The 20,506-nt window shown below is 37.9% G+C and carries 19 protein-coding genes; 2 read left to right on the top strand and 17 right to left on the bottom strand.

Annotated features, from left to right (window positions below):
• Nucleotides 1-44 precede the first annotated feature (44 nt).
• The 4 genes from ACIF8R_RS16030 to ACIF8R_RS16015 all read right to left on the bottom strand — a co-directional run bounded on the left by ACIF8R_RS16030 (nt 45) and on the right by ACIF8R_RS16015 (nt 2,822).
• Nucleotides 45-836: a class I SAM-dependent methyltransferase gene (locus ACIF8R_RS16030; protein ID WP_396481879.1), complete on the bottom strand. Its 792-nt coding sequence runs from the start codon at nt 834-836 to the stop codon at nt 45-47.
• Nucleotides 837-847: 11 nt separating this feature from the next.
• A complete protein-coding gene (gene tsaB, locus ACIF8R_RS16025) occupies nt 848-1,513 on the bottom strand; it encodes a tRNA (adenosine(37)-N6)-threonylcarbamoyltransferase complex dimerization subunit type 1 TsaB (protein WP_002050333.1) in 666 nt (221 codons plus the stop codon).
• A 132-nt stretch (nt 1,514-1,645) separates the two neighbouring features.
• Nucleotides 1,646-2,173 (bottom strand): gamma carbonic anhydrase family protein, encoded by a 528-nt coding sequence (locus ACIF8R_RS16020; protein WP_114253416.1) that lies wholly within the window; start codon nt 2,171-2,173, stop codon nt 1,646-1,648.
• A gap of 22 nt (nt 2,174-2,195) precedes the next feature.
• Nucleotides 2,196-2,822 carry a CoA pyrophosphatase gene (locus ACIF8R_RS16015; protein ID WP_396481877.1) on the bottom strand — a complete coding sequence of 209 codons (627 nt, stop codon included), beginning with the start codon at nt 2,820-2,822 and terminating at the stop codon, nt 2,196-2,198.
• Nucleotides 2,823-2,936: 114 nt separating this feature from the next.
• Between ACIF8R_RS16015 and ACIF8R_RS16010 the strand changes: the two genes are divergently transcribed.
• The gene (locus ACIF8R_RS16010; protein ID WP_396481875.1) at nt 2,937-3,485 is read left to right on the top strand and encodes an NUDIX hydrolase; all 549 of its coding nucleotides are present in this window, start codon (nt 2,937-2,939) and stop codon (nt 3,483-3,485) included.
• Between the two features lie 48 nt (nt 3,486-3,533).
• Here the strand turns inward: ACIF8R_RS16010 and ACIF8R_RS16005 are convergent, their stop codons facing one another.
• From ACIF8R_RS16005 to ACIF8R_RS15980, 6 genes are all read right to left on the bottom strand, one after another.
• Nucleotides 3,534-5,459, bottom strand: a complete 1,926-nt coding sequence (locus ACIF8R_RS16005) for a protein FilF (RefSeq protein ID WP_396481873.1) — start codon at nt 5,457-5,459, stop codon at nt 3,534-3,536.
• Between the two features lie 18 nt (nt 5,460-5,477).
• Entirely contained in the window at nt 5,478-6,731 is a 1,254-nt protein-coding gene (gene filE / locus ACIF8R_RS16000) for a putative pilus assembly protein FilE (RefSeq protein ID WP_396481944.1), read from the bottom strand.
• Nucleotides 6,732-6,745: 14 nt separating this feature from the next.
• Nucleotides 6,746-8,410, bottom strand: coding sequence for an OmpP1/FadL family transporter (locus ACIF8R_RS15995; RefSeq protein ID WP_396481871.1), 1,665 nt, complete (start codon nt 8,408-8,410; stop codon nt 6,746-6,748).
• Between the two features lie 12 nt (nt 8,411-8,422).
• A complete protein-coding gene (locus ACIF8R_RS15990; protein WP_396481869.1) occupies nt 8,423-9,607 on the bottom strand; it encodes a hypothetical protein in 1,185 nt (394 codons plus the stop codon).
• Between the two features lie 44 nt (nt 9,608-9,651).
• On the bottom strand, nt 9,652-10,485 hold the full coding sequence (locus tag ACIF8R_RS15985; protein WP_396481867.1) for a C39 family peptidase: 834 nt from the start codon (nt 10,483-10,485) through the stop codon (nt 9,652-9,654).
• Nucleotides 10,486-10,782: 297 nt separating this feature from the next.
• Nucleotides 10,783-11,631, bottom strand: a complete 849-nt coding sequence (locus ACIF8R_RS15980) for a DUF6160 family protein (RefSeq protein ID WP_002050459.1) — start codon at nt 11,629-11,631, stop codon at nt 10,783-10,785.
• A 351-nt stretch (nt 11,632-11,982) separates the two neighbouring features.
• Here ACIF8R_RS15980 and ACIF8R_RS15975 point away from each other — a divergent pair, with 351 nt between their 5' ends.
• On the top strand, nt 11,983-13,338 hold the full coding sequence (locus ACIF8R_RS15975; protein ID WP_396481942.1) for an anthranilate synthase component I family protein: 1,356 nt from the start codon (nt 11,983-11,985) through the stop codon (nt 13,336-13,338).
• Between the two features lie 3 nt (nt 13,339-13,341).
• On the opposite strand, the gene hisC is transcribed toward ACIF8R_RS15975, so the two are convergent.
• The 7 genes from hisC to ACIF8R_RS15940 form a co-directional block, all read right to left on the bottom strand.
• Nucleotides 13,342-14,427, bottom strand: coding sequence for a histidinol-phosphate transaminase (gene hisC / locus ACIF8R_RS15970; protein WP_396481865.1), 1,086 nt, complete (start codon nt 14,425-14,427; stop codon nt 13,342-13,344).
• Between the two features lie 69 nt (nt 14,428-14,496).
• The gene (gene hisD / locus ACIF8R_RS15965) at nt 14,497-15,786 is read right to left on the bottom strand and encodes a histidinol dehydrogenase (RefSeq protein WP_396481863.1); all 1,290 of its coding nucleotides are present in this window, start codon (nt 15,784-15,786) and stop codon (nt 14,497-14,499) included.
• Nucleotides 15,787-15,891: 105 nt separating this feature from the next.
• On the bottom strand, nt 15,892-16,575 hold the full coding sequence (gene hisG / locus ACIF8R_RS15960; RefSeq protein WP_068934120.1) for an ATP phosphoribosyltransferase: 684 nt from the start codon (nt 16,573-16,575) through the stop codon (nt 15,892-15,894).
• Nucleotides 16,575-17,831, bottom strand: coding sequence for a UDP-N-acetylglucosamine 1-carboxyvinyltransferase (murA, locus tag ACIF8R_RS15955; protein WP_396481861.1), 1,257 nt, complete (start codon nt 17,829-17,831; stop codon nt 16,575-16,577). The genes hisG and murA overlap by 1 nt, the downstream gene beginning before the upstream one ends.
• 6 nt (nt 17,832-17,837) lie before the next feature.
• Nucleotides 17,838-18,089 carry a BolA family iron metabolism protein IbaG gene (gene ibaG / locus ACIF8R_RS15950; RefSeq protein ID WP_002050455.1) on the bottom strand — a complete coding sequence of 84 codons (252 nt, stop codon included), beginning with the start codon at nt 18,087-18,089 and terminating at the stop codon, nt 17,838-17,840.
• A 138-nt stretch (nt 18,090-18,227) separates the two neighbouring features.
• Nucleotides 18,228-18,566 (bottom strand): ribosome hibernation-promoting factor, HPF/YfiA family, encoded by a 339-nt coding sequence (gene hpf, locus ACIF8R_RS15945; protein WP_001167461.1) that lies wholly within the window; start codon nt 18,564-18,566, stop codon nt 18,228-18,230.
• A 169-nt stretch (nt 18,567-18,735) separates the two neighbouring features.
• Nucleotides 18,736-20,184 carry an RNA polymerase factor sigma-54 gene (locus ACIF8R_RS15940; RefSeq protein WP_396481859.1) on the bottom strand — a complete coding sequence of 483 codons (1,449 nt, stop codon included), beginning with the start codon at nt 20,182-20,184 and terminating at the stop codon, nt 18,736-18,738.
• Nucleotides 20,185-20,506 lie beyond the last annotated feature (322 nt).

Genomic DNA, 20,506 nt, shown 5'->3' with positions numbered 1-20,506 from the left:
TATTTGTGCATTATTCAAGCAATAAAACTTAACCTTACATAAGCTTACTGAAAGTAAGCATCAAAACGACAAGCATCCCCCTGCCACTGATGGGCTGGCTCTTGATTTGCTAAAAAAACAGCATGTCGTGGCCGTTTCACAATCACTCGCTTGGCAACTTTCTGAGCCAACTCAAGCAAATTATCGCCTAAGTCCATTTCTCCATCTTCTGGTAAAAGTAAATGCAAAAGCTGCATCTGCTTTTTGACTTGGGCTTGTTTCTTAATCGCTTGTTGGTTCTGGTCACGTTGTGGAAACATCGGGTCTAAATAAACCACATCAACCGTTTTTGCTTCTTGATCTAATTGCTGTAAATAGCTTGCAGAGTCAGCAAACACCAGTTGAATACGATCCATAAACTGACCTAAAAATGGATCATGCTGTGCCTGAGCTTTTGAATCTTCAAGTAAAGTAAATAAAATCGGATGGCGTTCAACAAGCTGTATTTGAGCACCTAAATACGCCATGAGTAAGCTGTCGTGGCCTAAACCCGCTGTTGCGTCTACAAGTACTGGTTTTTCGCCCAGCTGACAAGCTCGAGCAATCATTTCTGATTTAAGACTTGCTCGTTTTAAGCGTGGAATTTCAGCTTTCCAGTCAGGCTGCATTTTCATACCATTTGCAGATAACCAAAGTCCGTTTTCATCTACACAAAGTGCCAGTTCGGGGTTTAAACGTAAGAAACGAGCATTGAGTTTTTCAATGGGCTGTAAGACGGCTGTCACACCTCTAGAACAAAGCACAGCTTGGTAGTGCTGTGCTTGTTCTTGAAAATCTACTTCAAAATATATGTGCATGAGTAGTGCCTTTATTTTGCTTTACCCTGATCTGCTATTTTTTTCCACGCATCATCACGCAAGTAAACCGGTAAAGCATGTTCTGCATCAACCCACTGCTTTTGCGTGGCATAGACACGTGCAATCGAAGCAATGTCTTGTGCAGTGGCAGTGATTGTTTGATGCTCTGCATCGGCTTGAAGAAGCTTAGCACCTGAACCAATTAAGCAATGCTTTGCATAAGCAGCCGCTTGCTCGTAGTTCATTAATTTTTCTTCATCGATACACTGCATGATGCCTTGCTCATCTAGAACAAAACTTGCAATGTAAACTTCGTTCATACGTGCATCGAGTACCGCAGTCACCTGTTCTAAACCTTCAAGTCGGTAAGCCGCCTGTGCGAGAGCTTGTAACGTAGAAACTGGAACCACTGGTAAATCTTGTGACCAAGCTAATGCCTGAGCAACAGCAGCATTAATTCGAACACCACTAAAAGAACCTGGCCCTCGACTAAAGGCAATTGCATCTAAACCAGCTACGTCAAGTTCGGTTTGTTGCAACCCTTGCTCAATCATTGGCAGAATGGTCTGAGTTTGTGCTTTCGCTCGCGTATCGAGTTGGAAAAATAGTTCTTGGGTTTCATCAATTAATGAAATGGAACATTGCTCGTTTGCAGTTTCCAACGCCAGCAGTTTCATGCACAACCTTAGTATTGAATCAGATTAAAAACGGAAGTAATGATACTCCACTCGGCCCTGTTAGGCGAGTTGTTCCTATCTAAATAAAAATGCCAAGCGAGTGCTTGGCATAGAAAATTTCTTACTAAAATTTTAAAAGTGAAATTCTTTTAAATCAGCATAGCTTTTAAAGTGTTCAGCATAATGTAGTGCGCTCAAACGTATTTTTGCCGCGCCATCTTCATCCAAAGTTTTCACAATTTTTCCTGGTGAACCCATCACTACTGAGTTATCTGGAATCACTTTACCTTCTGGTATTAAAGCATTAGCACCGATAATACAATTTTTACCAATCACAGCCCGATTTAAAATGACGGCGTTCATACCAATCAGGCTATTATCACCAATCGTACAACCATGCAGCATGACTTTATGTCCGACCGTGACATATTCACCAATATTTAGTTCAAGGCCTGCATCGGTATGTAATACCGAGTTTTCTTGAATATTAGAAAAATTACCAATCCGAACGACACAGTTATCAGCACGTACTACCGCTCCAAACCAAATACTGACCTGACGGCCTAATTCTACTTGTCCAATAAGCGTTGCTGTTGGAGCAACCCAGCCATCCCATGGCTCATGTAATGCTTTTGGGTGCTGTCCTTGATAGCTATACATCATAATTTATCAATCCTGATCTTCATTTTTTATGAGAAAATTTTGGCATCCCAAACGTTGGCGAGTTGAGTAAAAATGGCCATTCTTTTTGGTAGCCTAAACCATATTTAAATAGAGCCACCAACATACGAGCAGTTAAACCCCAGATAATTTCATTATCAATCTGTAAGCTTGGAAAATACAAAGACTGATGAGCATATCGAACTTCATAGGGCGTCGGATGCGTCTCTATAAGTTGTTGTAAAGGCACAAAAAAAATTCGATCAATTTCAGTAGGCTGAGGTATTAAATGAACCTCTGGTGGAATAAGCCCAACAATTGGTTTTACAGACAAACCACTTCTTGCGCGCTGCATCGGCAAATCACCTAACAACTGCACATCAAACGGGTTTAAAGCCGTTTCTTCTTGAGCTTCTCTTAGCGCTACAACAATATTACTGGTATCACTGGGGTCACGCTTTCCCCCCGGAAAAGAAACCTCCCCCGCATGGTTGTTCATATGTATTGAACGGCGTGTAAGTAATACCTTAGGATTATTTTCATTTGTAATCGCAATAAGTACCGCAGCTTGTGCTTCTTGTATGCGGGTGGAAAAGCGCAATCTTTGCTGTAACTTTTGCGTTAGCAAGTGCTCTTCCATACCTTTCACCTATTATTCTGTCTCTCTTTTCATCATATCTGAAAATAAAACTTAGGGAATAGAGTTGATGCGTAAGTCTAAAAATTCAGTTATGCTGAGTCATCTCTATACTCGATGATAATTATGAGTTTCTGTGTAGCGTGTGGGCATAAAACCGAACAAAAAATTCCTTTAGGTGATCATAAAGTACGCCATGTTTGTACTCATTGTGGCAATATTCACTATGAAAACCCCAAAGTAATCTGCGGTGCCTTAGCGTTATGGGAAGACAAAGTATTACTCTGTCGTCGAGCTATCGAACCTCGTTATGGTTTATGGACGCTTCCTGCTGGTTATATGGAATTGTTTGAAACCATGGAACAAGGCGCAGCACGTGAAACTCGTGAAGAAGCAGAAGCCGAGATAGAAATAGAACAACTCTACTGTATGTACAATATTCCTCGTATTGGCCAAATTTACGTACTTTTCAAAGCACAACTGAAAGATGGAATTTTTGGTGCAGGTGAAGAAAGCATCGAGAGTCGTCTGTTTGAAGAGCATGAAATTCCATGGGGAGAGCTAGCTTTCCCAAGTGTCGAGCACACACTCAAACATTATTTTGAAGACCGTAAAAAACAAGTTTTTCCAACGCACCTAGAAACGCTAGGAACTCGTTTAGACCATACAGGCTAATGAGCTAGATAATAAAAAAGACCGCATTTGCGGTCTTTTTTTGGACTTTTATTTTGTCTTAATTTGATAACAATCAGCAGTCCTAATCGTTATCGTTCCACTCATTCGCTGAGCTAAAGCTTTATCATCTTCTGTAGGAGCTGGGCTCACATCTTTAATATTGTTATAGACTCGTTGATAGAAGGCATATGGATTTAACCATGACACTGTCTTGTTATCATACGTTGTCAGATTAATACCATTTAGCTGTCCTTGTAATAGGTTAGCAACGTTAATTTTTGCCCCACTTACAATCAATGTTTGACTACCAGTCGCAGTAGTACCTTGAACAACATTCGAGTTTAACCCTGCCAAAATACCATTGAGATTACCTAACTTCGGTTCAGCAAAAATCATTTTTACTGTAATTGATTTATCATTTGAAGCAGACTCAGTACCACCCGTTGTTCCTATGCGATACTGTTGAACCCCATAGTTATCAATTAAAGTATTATCTGAAACGACGCCACATTGGCCAGACATATCTGTTGCGGTTGCATTAGGTTTAATATCCGTACGAATATCACCATTTTCATCAATCACAATACCTAAATCGATTGGAGAAATTCCAGCTGTATCAAATTTAATATTTAAAGTTCCGTATAACGGGAAAATATAAGTTTGCCCAGAGCTCACATTTTTTGAAGTTCTAAAGATATCTTTTGCAAGATAACTTGCTGGGGTCACTTTATAGATATCTAGAGAACCATTATAGTTTTGGTTGCCTATACTTTGACGCCATAGCGCATAGTGTTGAGGATTTGGTGTTTTACTATTTGTTGCCCCTAAATATAGACTTTCACGACCAGCAATAAACGAATCATTTAATAATTTACCTTGATAAATTAGTAAATCTTCATCGCTATTAGCTGAAGCTTTTAAATGGAATGGTTGTGTTGATTTTATCTCAGCCTGTACTGGATCAAGCCATGTGGTTTGAGCATTTGCTGTAAGTTGAGCTGGCTTAGATTTAGTTAATACTTCCATAACTGCTGTAACTGTTGAGTTACTGGTAGTCGTACTTGTTCCTTTCCATTGTAAGCCATAACCAAATGTATAGCCTTGGCGATCTGAAAGTAAGAATAAATTACCTATCACGTGTTGGGTATTCGCTGCATTTTTTGGACAATTCGCTAAATTCGCTAAATTACATCCATAAAAATTCTCAGAGATTAAATTAGGTTCAGCTAGCGTCAAGTAATCCGACTGATATAAACCCACTAAACTTAAATGAGCCAATTGAGTTACTAAAGCAAAAGCTTGATTATTATCAATTTGACTAACATCTAACCAAGGTTTCAAAATACCAATGTATGCACCACTTTTCCATTCAGCAGCAGTAATATTTTGAAGTACAACATTTAACGTGTTTTTCTTATCTTCAGTAAATAGTGTAGGTTGTATATCTCCAACAATATTATCACCACGCTCTAAACCAACGCTTTGAAAGAGTTTAACTAAGGCCATCGCTACACGAATGGTCGGATCATCTTGACTTAATGAAGCGGGTGCTACACCCGTTAAAGCCGTTGCCATATCCATAACTTTTAAACGTGGCGGAACAACTACCTTAATTTTTGAAATATTATCTAAATTGATGGAACCCAAATCGATCTTTGTTTTAGTTTGAGTACCTTGTAAAAAGAAGTTTGCTGTATCACCAAGTTTACATGTACCAACAACACTGTTTCCTGAAGCTTTAGTAACAAAACTCTGATTTGCAGCACTACTACAGGTAAAATTTAGACCAGCAACCGGATAATCGAGTGAAAACTCTAAACAATCATTGCTTGATGCAGCGCAACTTCCATTTGCATTTGAACTACCAGAACCACTTGTAGGATCTTCATTAATGGTTGAGCTACCACCGCCACAACCATTCAGCATGATTGCTAATGTGGTTAATGCAAAAGGCCATAATAATTTTTTATTCATTAGATACCCTACTTATTTTTAACGTAATACTGAAATTTGAATCTGTCCCTGATTTGATAACTCGTGTTCTGCTACATCTACAGAGGAAGATAACGGAGTTAACATCATATAACGTGCATGAGGCGGCACTCTTAAAGTACCTTGAATTGATGCATGTTGTAATATCGTAGAAGGATAAGACTTGCTCTTAAAACCACTTGCACCCTCTAAAATACAACCCTTCTCATCTAAAAATATAGCTAAAGGCCAATAATATAGAGGCGCAGAATTACTCGCTGCAAATGACATAAGCTGTAAGTTTTGTACAGATGGATCTAGTTTTACTAGCTCATATTCAAACTTTTCTTTTAACGGCTTACGAGGCCATAAATTTACTTCTTTTTTAGATCCAAGCACTTTGATTGACTTTTTGTAGCCTTGCACAAAACACTTATCTTGCTCAAAAGTCGTTTCTAATTCTTTTTGAGACAGACGTATATAGGTTGGAGCTAAAACAATCGCTGCTTGATCATCCTGAGATTGCTTATTAAACAATTGTTCTAGCGTAGATTTACTTACACCCTTTTTCCGCTCAATAAACTCTGTTCGCCCTAAACCATCCGGCATAACATAAAAGCGTTTTTTGCCTTCAAGATTAAATTCCTGATCTTCTAAATACTCATTATTTACATATTCTACTCCGTCAACAGTTGTAAATTTAGATGGATCATTTGACGAATTTTGAGTAGAAATGGTTTGTGAAGTATTTGGTACAGATGAAGAAACTTTAGCTGGAGTACTTTCTTCCTTAACAGTACTCGTTTGCTTTTTAACTTCACTCTTCTGAGCTTTACTAACTGTTAAAGGAAGCTCTGATGCAGTCGGTGCAGTCGGTGCAGTCGGTGCAGTCGGTGCAGTCGGTGCAGTCGGTGCAGTCGGTGCAGTCGGTGCAGTCGGTGCAGTCGGTGCAGTCGGTGCAGTCGGTGCAGTCGGTGCAGTCGGTGCAGTATTTAATTTTTTTGTAGCGCGCGGTTCAAACTTTTTAGGTTCTTTTGAATTATGAGAATTTTCACGAGGTAATTCTTGAACAGGTATAACGACAGATTTAGGCTGCGCAACTTGCTTGGGTGCTTCTACTCTAATACTTGATTGCTTCTGTTCGACTTTTTTACTCGGCACAATCAATGGGCGACCATCTGGACCAATGATTGTATAGAAACCATCTGCATAAGATACAGAAACGCTTGCTATCGCAATACATAAAGTTGAGATAGCAAATCTAGGTCGAAACATCCATTTATATTGTTTTACCATTTTGTTCTATAGCTCAAACCAAGTACTGTAACTTTTGTATTCGTTTTTACATCTAAACCAGAATAAGGGTTTAATAAAATATTATCGACACCACACTTGTTTGATAATGTACTCGTACAAGCTGGAATATTGTCACGACTACGTAAAAAACCCACTGAAAGATCTAGATCAGTATCCGCATCAAAACGATACCCTACTCCAAGACCGAATAATTGTGCATTATTGATCGGAACCATGGTATTACGCTTATCATCAGGTATCGAACTGGCACGAGGCTCATAACCAGCGCGTAATTTCAAACGATCAGTTGCTGAGTATTCAAGGCCAATTCCCCAGCTCCATGGCGAAGTAAATTTCAGTGGCAATGCCAATGAATTATCGGTAACGTCATTAGATAAAAGCTTAGCCACTTTTAATAACGTAATTTGGCGATCGAATTCGAACTTAAATTTATTCCAAGCAGAATAATCGGTCCATCCGACATCAAAGTTAACTTGTAAATCTGGTAATATTTTATATTTAATACCCGCTTGGAAATGTGCTGGATATTCAAGATCCATTGCGACCAAACCAGACTCAACATTAGGTACACTTCCTGGTAGTCCAAGAATAGCTGCTAAAATTTGTCCTGTAGCAGATGAGTTAAGACCCTTGATAAGTTCTTGAGGTGCTCTGGCATTATCAATCATGTACTTGCCTTTTAAACGCATTTTGGCAGCACTTTGATAAACCATACCAAAGCCAAAATCATCAGTTGGTTCCCAGAGTAAACCTAGGTTATAACTTGGGCTTAATGATTGTTCTAACGAAACTTGTAGTGCGCCCATTTTATTAAATGGATTCATGCCTTCTTGAGCATTACACATACCAAATAATAGTAAGTCCGTAATCATGTCACTATTATTTTTAAAAGGCGCACATACCACTTCATCAACCATACGCAATACACCAATCATCTCATTGGGAAAACGTAGATCAGTTTTCAGTGCAATCGCGTTGTAAGACATCCCCACAGAAGCACCAAGTGATAAATGATCATTTACTTGATAACCAAAAGATGGTGATAAATAGGTAATTCTCTCTACCGCAACTTGTTGCCCCATGTAGTTACCAGGATTACCATTCTCTGCTCCAAACCCTGCTACCAATGGTGCATATACTGCTGTCGCATAAGTAACTTTTGAGCCAGGTGGTTTATAGGCAATACCAGCTGTAGGAGCAACTAATGGATACCCTGCTCCGAGATCAACCATTTTCTTAAGGATAGGTACATATAGGCTTGCGTACTCGACATCGCCATGCACTGTCCCTTTAAAATCTGTACAAATATTAGCAGAAACTTCTGGACCATCATTACAAACAAGAGGGTCATCCGAATAGCCAAAGATGTTATAACCAGGAGGAGCCGAGAATTCACGCTGAATATCAAAATTAGCAAGAATCCCTTGCACATCTGTTTGCAGCCCATCAATTTTTGCTAAGGCCGCAGGGTTAAAGTGAACTGCACTAATACCAGGAGGATCTGCAGTTACAGCATTCCCCATCGATAGTGAACGAATATCAACAGCTAGGTTTTGTCCTAATTGAGCATTGGCAAAGCTAGAAAAACCGGAGATAACAATTGCCGCCGTTAAAGGACATAATTTAGGATATTTCACCTGCTTATCTCCTTATTTTTGTTTTTTATTAAAACCTAAAATATCTAACGGGAACGACAAACCAAGTGAAATATCTGGTGCATCTTCAGTTAAACCAATACCAACAGTACCGTTGACAATCGTGTCAGGCGAAACGCGAACACCTAAAGCAAAAGATAACATTCCACTACTTTGATCTGGTGACTTATAAGACTCGCCATTATTAAATTGGAATTCAGCATTCATATTAAAACTTTGCTGATATGACATTGTTAAAGACACGTCATAGTTAAACGAATAGGCAAAACCAAATGAGAAGCCACCACTAATCCCTGGATCAAAAGACTCTAAAATACGTGAACCTCGGGCTTGATTCAGGCCACTTTCTTTAAAGCCATAGTTGGCAGATGCAGAAGCGAAGAGAACGACTGGATCAATATATTTACGGGTACTCGCCCCTACACCAACCGAGTAATACCCTTTACCTGTTGACAGCTCATCTAAACCGATCTCATAAGGACTATCACCTGTTTTAGTAGATACACTACCAAAAAGAACAAGTGGTAAACGGCCTTGCTTTAACGGGAAAGGTTCCCAACGTGCACCAAAAGAAATATCCCCTAAACCAGCTGTTGTTTTATCTTTAATAATTTCAGACTTTGCAACGAAAGGAAGAGTTGCTGATAGAGTTAAGTTATCTAATACCCCATACTGAAAGGTGAAACTGTTCGTCAATGTATGGTTAGCATCTTCCTCAACACGTAAACGGTTAAGTTGAGAAGAACTATCCGATAAAGCCAAATCAATACGGGTATCGCGGTAGTAAGTGTAATCAAGGTCATAATAAGAAGAAATTACACCCTTCTTAATCAAAGAATATTGGCGTTCATTTGAAGTAAATACTTCTTGTAAGTTTGTTTCCTGACTAGCATCACCTTCTTTTTTCTGTAACGCACTTGCAGCTTGATGTGCCTCACTATTTGGAGCTGGAGCTGCGGCATTCGTATCTACTGCATTCGATGCTTGCGTAGTATTATCTGCTGTAGCTGAACTAGAGGTTGTAGCTTCTGAAGAGTCAGAGCTTTCTGTTCCATTTGCTACAGACTGATTCGAACTAGATACTTGTGCTTGTTGTACTTGATCTTCGGCATAGATTGTTCCAGTAATGGCACTCATGCTTAAGGCCAATACACTCATCTTCATCCATCGATTATTCATGTTTTTCCCACCCAATTTATTTATTTTACTAACTTTAAATTTGACTATTTACGTTTGTAATAAAGACGCATATAGGTTTCTATCGGCTTTCCATATGTTGCAGAATGGCTATCACTATCCAGCACACGTCTCATCGTCGAAGCTTTATTTGCTGTACGATCATAATTAAACGCTGGATATTGCACATCAACAAAAGCATATTTATTGACCGTGGCATCTTCCACATGGCGCATGTCTGCATCTTTTAATGCCAATAGATCTTTACGCTGTGATTCAGGAACAGAAATAACAAATAAAGTATTATTATCCCAAATTTGTTTAAAACGACTTTCATCAAAGCTGATATTCCCTAAAGCAGGGTCAGCTACATATACCCTTCCATCTTTATAAGCTTTATATACGACAAAATGTTTAAAGCCTGCATAAGAAATAGGCACAATTGCAGGTTGACCGAGTTTAACTAAATCAGAAAACTCACCTCGATAACCACCACTATCTAAGCCAATTGCTGTGACAAAACGCTTCATATCAAGTAATGAGAAACTTCGGCGCTCAATAATTCGTTGATATTCGCCATACTGAAGCAAACCACTCATTGTTTGCTGTTCAGTTAAACTCGTTCCAACATAGCCATTTAATAAAGTCGTAAGTGCAGCAGAACCACAACTATAATCATAGGCTTGTCGAACAATGCCACGAAACTGATCTTCTACAGCCGGTTTTATTGTGACAGGTTCAATATGGTTACGATGAAATGATAAATTACGTGAATCGGCAGTCTCTGTATAATAAACAGTTCCCGGCGGTTTTTTTTCTATTTCGAAGGCTTCTGTCGCAAAGTAATACATCAATGCTGAGCCTAAAACTATCTCTAACATAAGCACTTGGTCTAAATGGTGGCCTAACTGGCCTTATTCATTTTATTCTTAGAGCAATAGCTCTACATCCCTGTGTGTTGAAGATACCTTTTTTTTTTGTAAAAAACAGCTTTTTTTTAATCTTTTTGATGAATGCATAGTTTTACATTTATAAACTGTTAATTAATTCTCATTTCAAATGTTTTATATTCTTTCTTATTATATAAGCCAATATTATTTAAATAGTAAAGTATAGATATTAGTTATTAAGATAAATAAAAAAGCGCGTATAAACGCGCTTTTTTATTAGCCTTTAAATTAGTGACCAGAAATAGTAATTGTAGAAGTTCCTACATTTAAACCTTGAATTTCTAAATCACCAATTGAAGCATTACCCGCTGCACCTAGGTGTACGCCCTGTGCATAAACGTTCATACCTTGTGTACTGTTATTTTGGATACGTAAACCTGTAGGAACAACAGAAATGTTCGCATTTACATCCAAGTCACCAGTTGTATTACCTGAACCACGAACCATTACTTTGTCTAGGACAATTTTACCACCACCAGCAGCATCATTAATACCGAAGTTAGATAGTGTTAAACCACCTTGCAAGCTAGAGTTTACTTTGATCATCGCGCCTTGCGGAGTTGAACCTAACTGAACATTTGCAGAAATTTGACCTAAAGATAAATCTAAGCCAGAAATAATTTCAGTTGGAGCTGTTTCAGTAATACCACGTACAGCAGTAGTCGTATTTAATGTACCAGAAGTACCTACGCCAATTGAACCTACGTGTACATCAACTGCACCTACTGTTGCTGCAACGTTTAAGAAAGCGCCGTTTGAGCCTGAAGCACCATTTGTATCAATTGCTAAATCTAAAAGATTACCTGTACCTTTTTGAGTTACCGTAACACCACTAATTGCGATTGAACCAGCAGTACCTGAAGCACCAGTAATACCTGTTGATGTTGCTAAACCATCATTATCATGTAGGTATAGTTTATCGATAGAAATACCACCAGAACCTAAAGCAATACCGATATTAATACCATCTTGACCTGTAGCAGCACTAAGCGCTGCATCATCCATTGATTGCATTGCCATTGCATTTGCACTGATAGCTAAAGAAGAAACTAAAGCAAGTTTAGTGAACATTTTCATTGAGCACTCTCCCAAGAGCATTTATTTTTTGACTTAACCACTCTTACTGTCTCAAGTTGCATTTTTCTTTTATGGCAACCGAAACTTCCAATCCTTGAGTAGTTTTGCTTAGCAATTACTAAATTACAGCTACGTTAATTTTTGTTCAACTACTGTAATGCATTTTTTGCCAATTACCCGACAAACGGTACAGATGCTGATTGCCTGATCATGCTCATAAATTATTCTTAAATCTGAGAGATTGTTCGGTTATTTTTTCCACGAAATACTAAACTCTTTCGACTCATCCGTCTGATGGGCCAGAAGTTGTAGTAAACTATGTCACCTCTTCCAAGCACCTTCATGTTTAAAATGTCTCAGTTAAAGAAAAAAATCTCTTTAGAAAGCTATCAATCGGCTAGCGATATTTTAAAAAAATTAGAAGAGTTAATTGGACTTGTATATCTTCATGATGATAACAACCCAATTATTGGTTTTTTGCCAAATAAATATTTAATCATTCAGAATAATCAAAAAAAATTATTTGATAAAACTGATCTAAATCGTTATGAAATTTCCTCTAATACACAAAGTCTCTTAGATTTTACGCAGTTCCAATCTCAAGAACCAAAAAATAAAAATATTAAAACCATAAGCTTCAATGGAGGTTATATTGGTTTTATTAGTTATGACTTTTCTGCGAATCAATTTATAAATAATCAAACACATAAACAGCCCTCTTTATTTATAGGTTCTTATTCTTCTTTTCTCAAAAATATAAATAATGAATGGTACTTTTTTAGTGATGAGCCTAATGCTATAGAAATTTTTAATTACATTATAAAACTATTAAAAAAACCTTATAACAGCTCAAACATAAATAACTTTAAAATAGAAAAAAACATTCAACCGCGCTGGTCTAAAAATGAATATTTAACTGCTTTTTACAAAATACAAGAATATATTAAAGCAGGAGATTGTTATCAAATTAATCTTACACAAGAGTTTAATACAGCTTTTACAGGTACATTATTAAATAAAGCAGAAGCTTTATGGAATTTAACAAATGCTCCATATTCTGGTTATTTAAAATTAAAAAATTTTGAGTTATTAAGTTGCTCTCCTGAATTATTTATTGAATTTAATACAGATAAGCACATAAAAACTCGACCAATTAAAGGCACAATGCCTCGTTACAAAAATAAAGAACAAGATTTTCTTTCAAAGCAAACCTTAAAAAACTCTCAAAAAGATCAGGCAGAAAATGTCATGATCGTTGATTTATTACGTAATGATTTGAGCATTTATGCCAATACGGGTTCAGTAAAAACAACGAAATTATTTGAAATTGAAAGCTTCAATCAAGTTCATCATATGGTAAGTGAAGTTACGGCTACACTTAAAAATGATATTAATCCTATGCAAATGTTGCTTAGCGCTTTACCAGGAGGCTCAATTACTGGTGCCCCTAAAATTCGCGCAATGCAAATTATTGAAGAGTTAGAAGGTGCGCCAAGAGGAGCATATTGCGGGACTTTGGGATATTTTAATTTTGATGGTACTGGACGTTGGAATATTCTGATTCGTAGCTTTCAACAATATCAAAACCAGCTCTCTATTTGGGCAGGTGGTGGTATTACTATCGCTTCAGAGGCTGAGGCTGAATATCAAGAAAGCTTAGATAAAATCTCTGCTATGCTGAACTTGATGAACAGCACAGCAGAATAAATATTAAAGAATATCTTGCTTCAAAGTTTGAACTAAACGCGCATTTTGCTCATCAGTTCCAACCGTGATACGTAAAAACTGATTAATACGAGGCTTATTGAAATAACGGACAATAATGCCCTGCTCACGCAACTTCTGGGCTAATTGCCCAGCATCATATTGCGAATGTGAAGCAAAAATAAAATTCGCTTTTGATGGCAAAACATTAAAGCCAAGTTCAGTTAAATCACTAACCAGTTTTTCTCGACTTGTAATAACTTTTTGACACTGCTCTTCAAAATAAGCTTGATCTTCAAAAGAAGCAACAGCCGCTGCTATAGCGAAGCGATCAATTGGATATGAATTAAAACTATTTTTTACCGCTTCAAGTGCCGCAATCAAGTGTGACTGAGCAATCGCAAATCCAACGCGTAAACCAGCCAAAGAACGAGACTTTGAAGTTGTTTGGCACACCACAAGATTTTCATAACGGTTTACCAAACTTACAGCTGACTCAGCACCAAAATCAACATAAGCTTCATCAATCACAACCACACGGTCTGGATTAGCTTGTAGCACTTGTTCAATCTCTGCCAAGCTGAGCGCAATACTGGTTGGTGCATTAGGATTAGTAATAATCACGCCACCATTAGGTTGTGCATAGTCTTTGACATCAATCTCGAAATTCTCATTGAGTGGAATTTCTTTTGTTTTTGTTCCAAAAAACTGGCTATAAACTGGATAAAAACTATAAGTGATGTCTGGATACAGAATTGGTTCTTCTTGAAGGAAAAATGCTTTAAAAATATGAGCCAATACCTCATCAGAACCATTACCTACAAAAACTTGAGATACATCAATATTCTGTTGCTTAGCAATCGCTTGTTTTAAAGCTGTAGCATCCGGATCTGGATATAGACGAAGCGCATCAGCTTGTTCATGTAATACCGCTTGAACTGCTTCTACTACTTTGGGTGATGGCGGATATGGATTTTCGTTAGTATTTAACTTTAATAAATTTTGGATTTTCGGTTGTTCACCTGGCACATAAGGCTCTAGTTCACGAACCTCAGGACTCCAAAAACGCATTTGTGCTGTAGATACAGTCATAGTCTTATCTCAAAAAAGGGCTGAAAGTCAGCCCTGAATAATCATTAAAAATACTAAAAGGCTTAAAGCTTATTGATAACGATAACGAGCCGAACGTGCATGGGCATCAAGATTTTCTTGGACAGCAAGGACATCAGCCGTCTTAGCTAATGTTTTAACGCCCTCTTTTGAGCACATGATCAAGCTAGAACGCTTTTGAAAATCATATACACCAAGTGGCGATGAGAAGCGCGCTGTACCAGATGTTGGCAATACGTGGTTTGGCCCAGCACAGTAATCACCAATTGCTTCAGGTGTATAACGTCCCATGAAAATTGCCCCTGCATGACGAATGTCTTCGCTCATCGCTTCAGCATCATCAAGACATAACTCCAAATGCTCTGGTGCAACCTGATTAATCAAATCAACAGCTTCTGCACGGTCTTTTACTAAAACTAAAGCTCCACGATTTTCAATCGATGTACATGCAATATCAGCTTTTGGCAATTCACTTAAGTGTTTCTCAATAGCAGACTCTACAGCTTCTAAAAGAGCTTCATCAGGAGTAATAAAAATGGCTTGAGCGACTGTGTCATGTTCAGCTTGAGATAATACATCCATCGCCAACCACTCAGCATTATTCACTCCTTCTGCATAAACTAAAATTTCAGAAGGCCCTGCAATCATGTCAATACCAACCTGACCAAATACGGCACGTTTAGCTGCTGCTACAAATCGGTTTCCAGGGCCAGTGATTTTATCTACACGTGGAACAGTCTGAGTACCATAAGCTAAAGCAGCAACAGCTTGTGCACCACCAATGGTAAATACTCGGCTAACACCGGCTAAATAAGCAGCAGCTAAAACGAGTGGATTTAGTTCACCATTTGGCGCAGGCACCACCATAATAATTTCAGGTACACCTGCCACATGTGCGGGTACTGCATTCATGAGTACAGATGAAGGATAAGATGCTAGTCCACCTGGTACGTAAATCCCAACACGGTCAAGTGGAGTCACTTTTTGTCCTAGGGTGTTACCTAAATCATCTACATAAGTCCAGCTATCTTGTTTCTGAGCCTCATGAAATGTACGAATACGGTCAGCCGCAAGTTGCAAGGCTTCACGAATCTCTTGATTTAAGCCATCAAACGCAGCTTTAAGTTGTTGTTGAGACAATTCTAGATCGGAAAATTGATGCGCTGGATGTCGATCGAACTGTTGAGTAAGTTTTAAAACATGATCATCACCATGCTGACGAACATCAGCAATAATTTGATCTACTGTTTGAACTAAATTAGGATCATTAACGGTTTCAAAAGCCAAAAGCTCTGCAAAAACCTGTTTGAAGTTCTGATCTTGAGTCGATAAACGTCGCATCAATTTACCCACAAGGCGAAAAAGAAAAACCAAGTTTACTCTTTTTCTAAGGCCTTGTGGGCATCATATCTACAACTATCGCAAAAGCATGATAGGAAATTACTTTTAACGTGATTGAACAGCTTGTTCAAGTTGGGAAATGATTGGGTTTAATAAAACTTGCTTACGCTTAAAGCTCGCTTTATTAACAATAAGACGTGAGGATACTTTGCAAATTTCTTCTAATGGTTCAAGCCCATTTGCTCGTAGAGTATTTCCAGTATCAACCACGTCAACAATATAATCGCCTAAACCAACGAGTGGTGCTAGCTCCATAGAACCATAAAGCTTAATAACATCCACCTGCTCACCTAAGCTTGCATAGTATTGACGTGTTAGATTGACGTACTTAGTTGCAATTTTTAAACGACCTTTTGGACGTTCCATTCCTACTTTACCAGCAGTCATTAACTTACATTTTGCAATCTGTAAGTCCAGTAACTCATAAACATGTTGAGCACCATGTTCCATAAGTACGTCTTTACCTGCTACACCTAAATCAGCTGCACCATTCTCAACGTAGGTTGGCACATCAGACGCACGTAAAATCAAAATACGAACTTGCTTATGTGTTGTAGGAAAAATCAACTTACGAGATTTTTCCGGGTCTTCAAGCAAGTTAATACCTGCTGTTGCAAGTAAAGGTAAAGTTTCTTTTAAAATACGCCCTTTACTCAGTGCCAAGGTCAAACCATGATCAAAATTACCCATTACATCAAAATTAGGATCATCGTTTCTTACGTCATTCATTAACTTACTCGCTTAATTCTGGCACCTAAACCTTGAAGTTTCTCTTCGACATGCTCATAACCACGGTCAATATGATAAATACGATCAATTAACGTATCACCTTCAGCAACTAAAGCTGCTAAAACCAAAGAGAATGAAGCACGCAAATCTGTTGCCATTACAGGAGCTGCTTGTAATTTTTCAACACCAGTCACTACAGCATCATGGCCTTCAACCTGAATATTAGCACCCATACGTGACAATTCAGGAACATGCATGAAACGATTTTCAAAAATGGTTTCAGAAATCGTTGCAAATCCACGACCAATTGCATTTACGGCCATAATTTGCGCTTGCATGTCAGTTGGAAATTCTGGGTGAGGTAATGTTCTAAAGCTTACTGCTTTAGGTCGCTTACCTAACATATCCAATTCAATCCAGTCATCACCACGGGTGACTTCAGCCCCCATTTCTTCAAATTTGTCTAAAACAGATTCAAGCAATGAAGGGTCTGTATGTGTTGTTTTTACACGACCACCAGTAATAGCCGCCGCAGCTAAGTACGATCCCGTTTCAATACGATCTGCAACAACTGCGTATTCACAACCATGTAGACTTTCCACACCAGTAACAACTAGTGTATCTGAATCTATACCTTCGATTTTTGCGCCCATTTTAATAAGCATTTGAGCAAGATCAGTAATTTCAGGCTCACGCGCAGCATTACGAATTGTAGTTACACCATCCGCTAAAGCAGCCGCCATTAAAATATTTTCGGTGCCGCCTACAGTGACCATATCGAAGATCACTTCGCCACCTTTAAGACGACCATCTACAGTCGCATGCACATAACCATTTTCAACTTCGATATGCGCACCCAACGCTTCTAGGGCTTTTAAATGTTGATCTACAGGTCGAGAGCCAATCGCACATCCACCAGGCAACGAAACCTTAGCATTTCCATAACGTGCCAATAATGGTCCTAATACCAAAATAGATGCACGCATTGTTTTTACAAGTTCATAAGGCGCAAACTGGTTATCTAAAGTAGAGGTATCAGCTTTGACTGTATCGTTCTCATAACTGATCGTGACACCTAAACCACCAATTAATTTCACCAAAGTATTTACATCTTTAAGATTTGGAACATTGGTTAATGTAATTGGAGAATCAGCAAGAATCATTGCCGCAAGTAATGGTAAAGCCGCATTTTTAGCACCAGAAATGCGTACTTCCCCTTCGAGCTTAACACCGCCCGTAATTAAAAATTTATCCATTAATATTTAAGCTCCGAAAAGGCTTGCTTTGCGCCATTCATCTTTGGTCATCGCACGAATTGTTACGGCATGGACTTCGCCACTTGCAATATAAGTATTTAATGGTGCATAAACTGCTTGTTGACGGGCAACAGTACGCTTACCTTCAAATTGATCATCCACAATACGGAGGTCAAATTTTCCAGCCTGTCCGCTCACCGCTACTTCCGCTTCAGGAAAAGCTTCTTTTAAAATTTGAGTGAGCTGTTCACTATTCATTGCAAAGACCTCTGGCACAACCTACGGTGTAAAACGAAGTATTTTACTATAACTTTTTCAAAGAATTCAGTACGTGTTTATATTTTATCAATAAAAAAGAGGCTATATTTCAAGCCTCTCACAATTATTAAAAACTTATTAAATAGAAACAGCAACTTGTGAATACGTACATTGCATTTTTCGATATTTTAACAATTGTTTTTTTAATTTTTCAGTCAGTTTTTTAATTGAAGTATACATGTCATCTGCTGTTGCTTGAGCAAATAGTTCAATTCCAGGTAACCGGACTATCGCTTCGGCCACATGATTAGAGCTACCTTTATGCGAGCGCTTATCAATCTGATGATCTTTCGTTAATTTAATCTGCATACTATTCACCTGATCAAGATGTTTCGTTAACTGATTAAATTTTGCTTTAATATTTTCTTCTATAGCTGGTGTAATTGCTAAATGATGTCCACGAATCGTTATTTGCATAATTCTATCCCTCACCTTTTTGGGTTATATAAAGAAGAACTAAAACGATTTAATGCAATCTAAAAAAGATGATTTGGGACAATTAAATCATTTTAGCTACTCCTCTTGGTGAAATTGAAATTTCATTATTTCGTCATAATGAATATCTAGAATAGTCATACTTCAAAATTTAGATCAAGACTTTTCTTTCGGATGACGATGGAATATGTAACGATTCACGATATTTTGCTACAGTCCTCCTCGCAACTTCTATCCCTTCATCTTTTAGTAAACTAGCAATTGCATTGTCAGACAACGGTTTACGTGGATTTTCATTAGAAACTAACTTTTTAATCATAGCCCGAATTGCGGTAGAGGAAGCCTCCCCTCCAGCTGTTGTTCCCACATGACTAGAAAAGAAATATTTCAACTCAAAAAGTCCACGTGGTGTCAGCATGTATTTATTTGTTGTAACCCGAGAAACGGTAGACTCATGCAACTCCACTTCTTCAGCAACATCCCGTAGTACTAACGGCTTCATTGCTTCAGGACCTATTTCAAGAAATGCTTTTTGATGCTCAACAATACAAGTAGCGACTTTTAATAAAGTTTTATGTCGCTCATCGATACTCTTTATAAAATTCTTGGCTTCAAGCATCTGATTACGCAGATATAAATTATCATCACTCTGATCAGCCCTACGAATCATACTCGAATAAAAAGAATTAATTCTTAGTTTTGGCATAACATCAGGATTTAACTGAACTTGCCAATGTAAATCCTTCTTAGCAACTACTACATCAGGAATTTGATATTCTGATTCTTGCTTTTCAAAATCCATACCTGGGTAAGGCTTTAACGTCTTTAATAAATCAACTGCAAACTTTAACTGATCTTTAGAAAGACCTGTTTGTTTTAATAATTTATTAAGATCATTCGCAATTAATAACTCATAATATTGAAGTAGATTTTTAGCTTCTTTTAGATATTCAACATCTTTTGGTAGAAATTCCAACTGAACCTTTAAACACTCAGCAAGATTACGAGCTCCAATACCAATCGGATCAAGGCGTTGAATATGCTTTAAAACAACAAAGACTTCATCTTCCTCGACTTCTTCCTCAACATCCATGTCATTTAATAAATGTTGTACAGCTAAGATAATCTCTTCAACCTCAGCATCTAAAAACCCCTTATCGTCTAACGCGTCCACGATACAATAAGCAATCAACTGATCTATTTTTGAAAAGTGCAGTAAGTTGACTTGTTCTAACATATGCTCTTTAAGTGTCATCTGAACTTGACGGTTATCCTCACGCTCTTCAAATTCAGGAGTAGCCAAAGCTGTAGACTGATGGGTATAAATATCGTCCCACTCAGTATCCACAGGCAAATCATCTGGTAAATGGTTTGCATTTAACTCTGTCGTAAGATCATCTGCTTCTTTTTTTTCTAAAGTGGATAAACTTTCTACTAGTGATTCGTCTTCCACTTTTTCAAGTAATGGATTACTATCTAATTGAATTTGAATTTCTTGCTCTAATTCTAAACTTGAGAGCTGCAGTAATCGGATTGCCTGCTGCAATTGAGGCGTTAACGATAAAGAATTCGCAACTTTCAATCCAACAGATAATTTCATATATTTCTCTTTCCAAAAAACAAGCAAAAATCATGCCTATTTACTATTTATAGCATATAGTAAGGGTTTATCCTATATATTGACTCAAGATTTCATGAGAAAAATAGTAATTTACTCCTTTAAAGTAATATTAAATTTATTTCGAGCTATGACTAATAATCTATTTTAGTTATCGGAAAGATTTGTTGTTTAGTGGATTAAACTTCGCCTTTATTCCGTGCATAAAGCAACACCCCAATCTCTTTTGAGATTGGGGTGTTTGGAATAATGAGCTGGCGATGACTTACTCTCACATGGGTAACCCCACACTACCATCAGCGCT

Origin of the sequence: Acinetobacter sp. ABJ_C4_1 (genome assembly GCF_044538495.1) — a bacterium.
GTDB lineage: Bacteria > Pseudomonadota > Gammaproteobacteria > Pseudomonadales > Moraxellaceae > Acinetobacter > Acinetobacter nosocomialis_A.
This window is presented reverse-complemented; position numbering and strand designations above follow the sequence as displayed.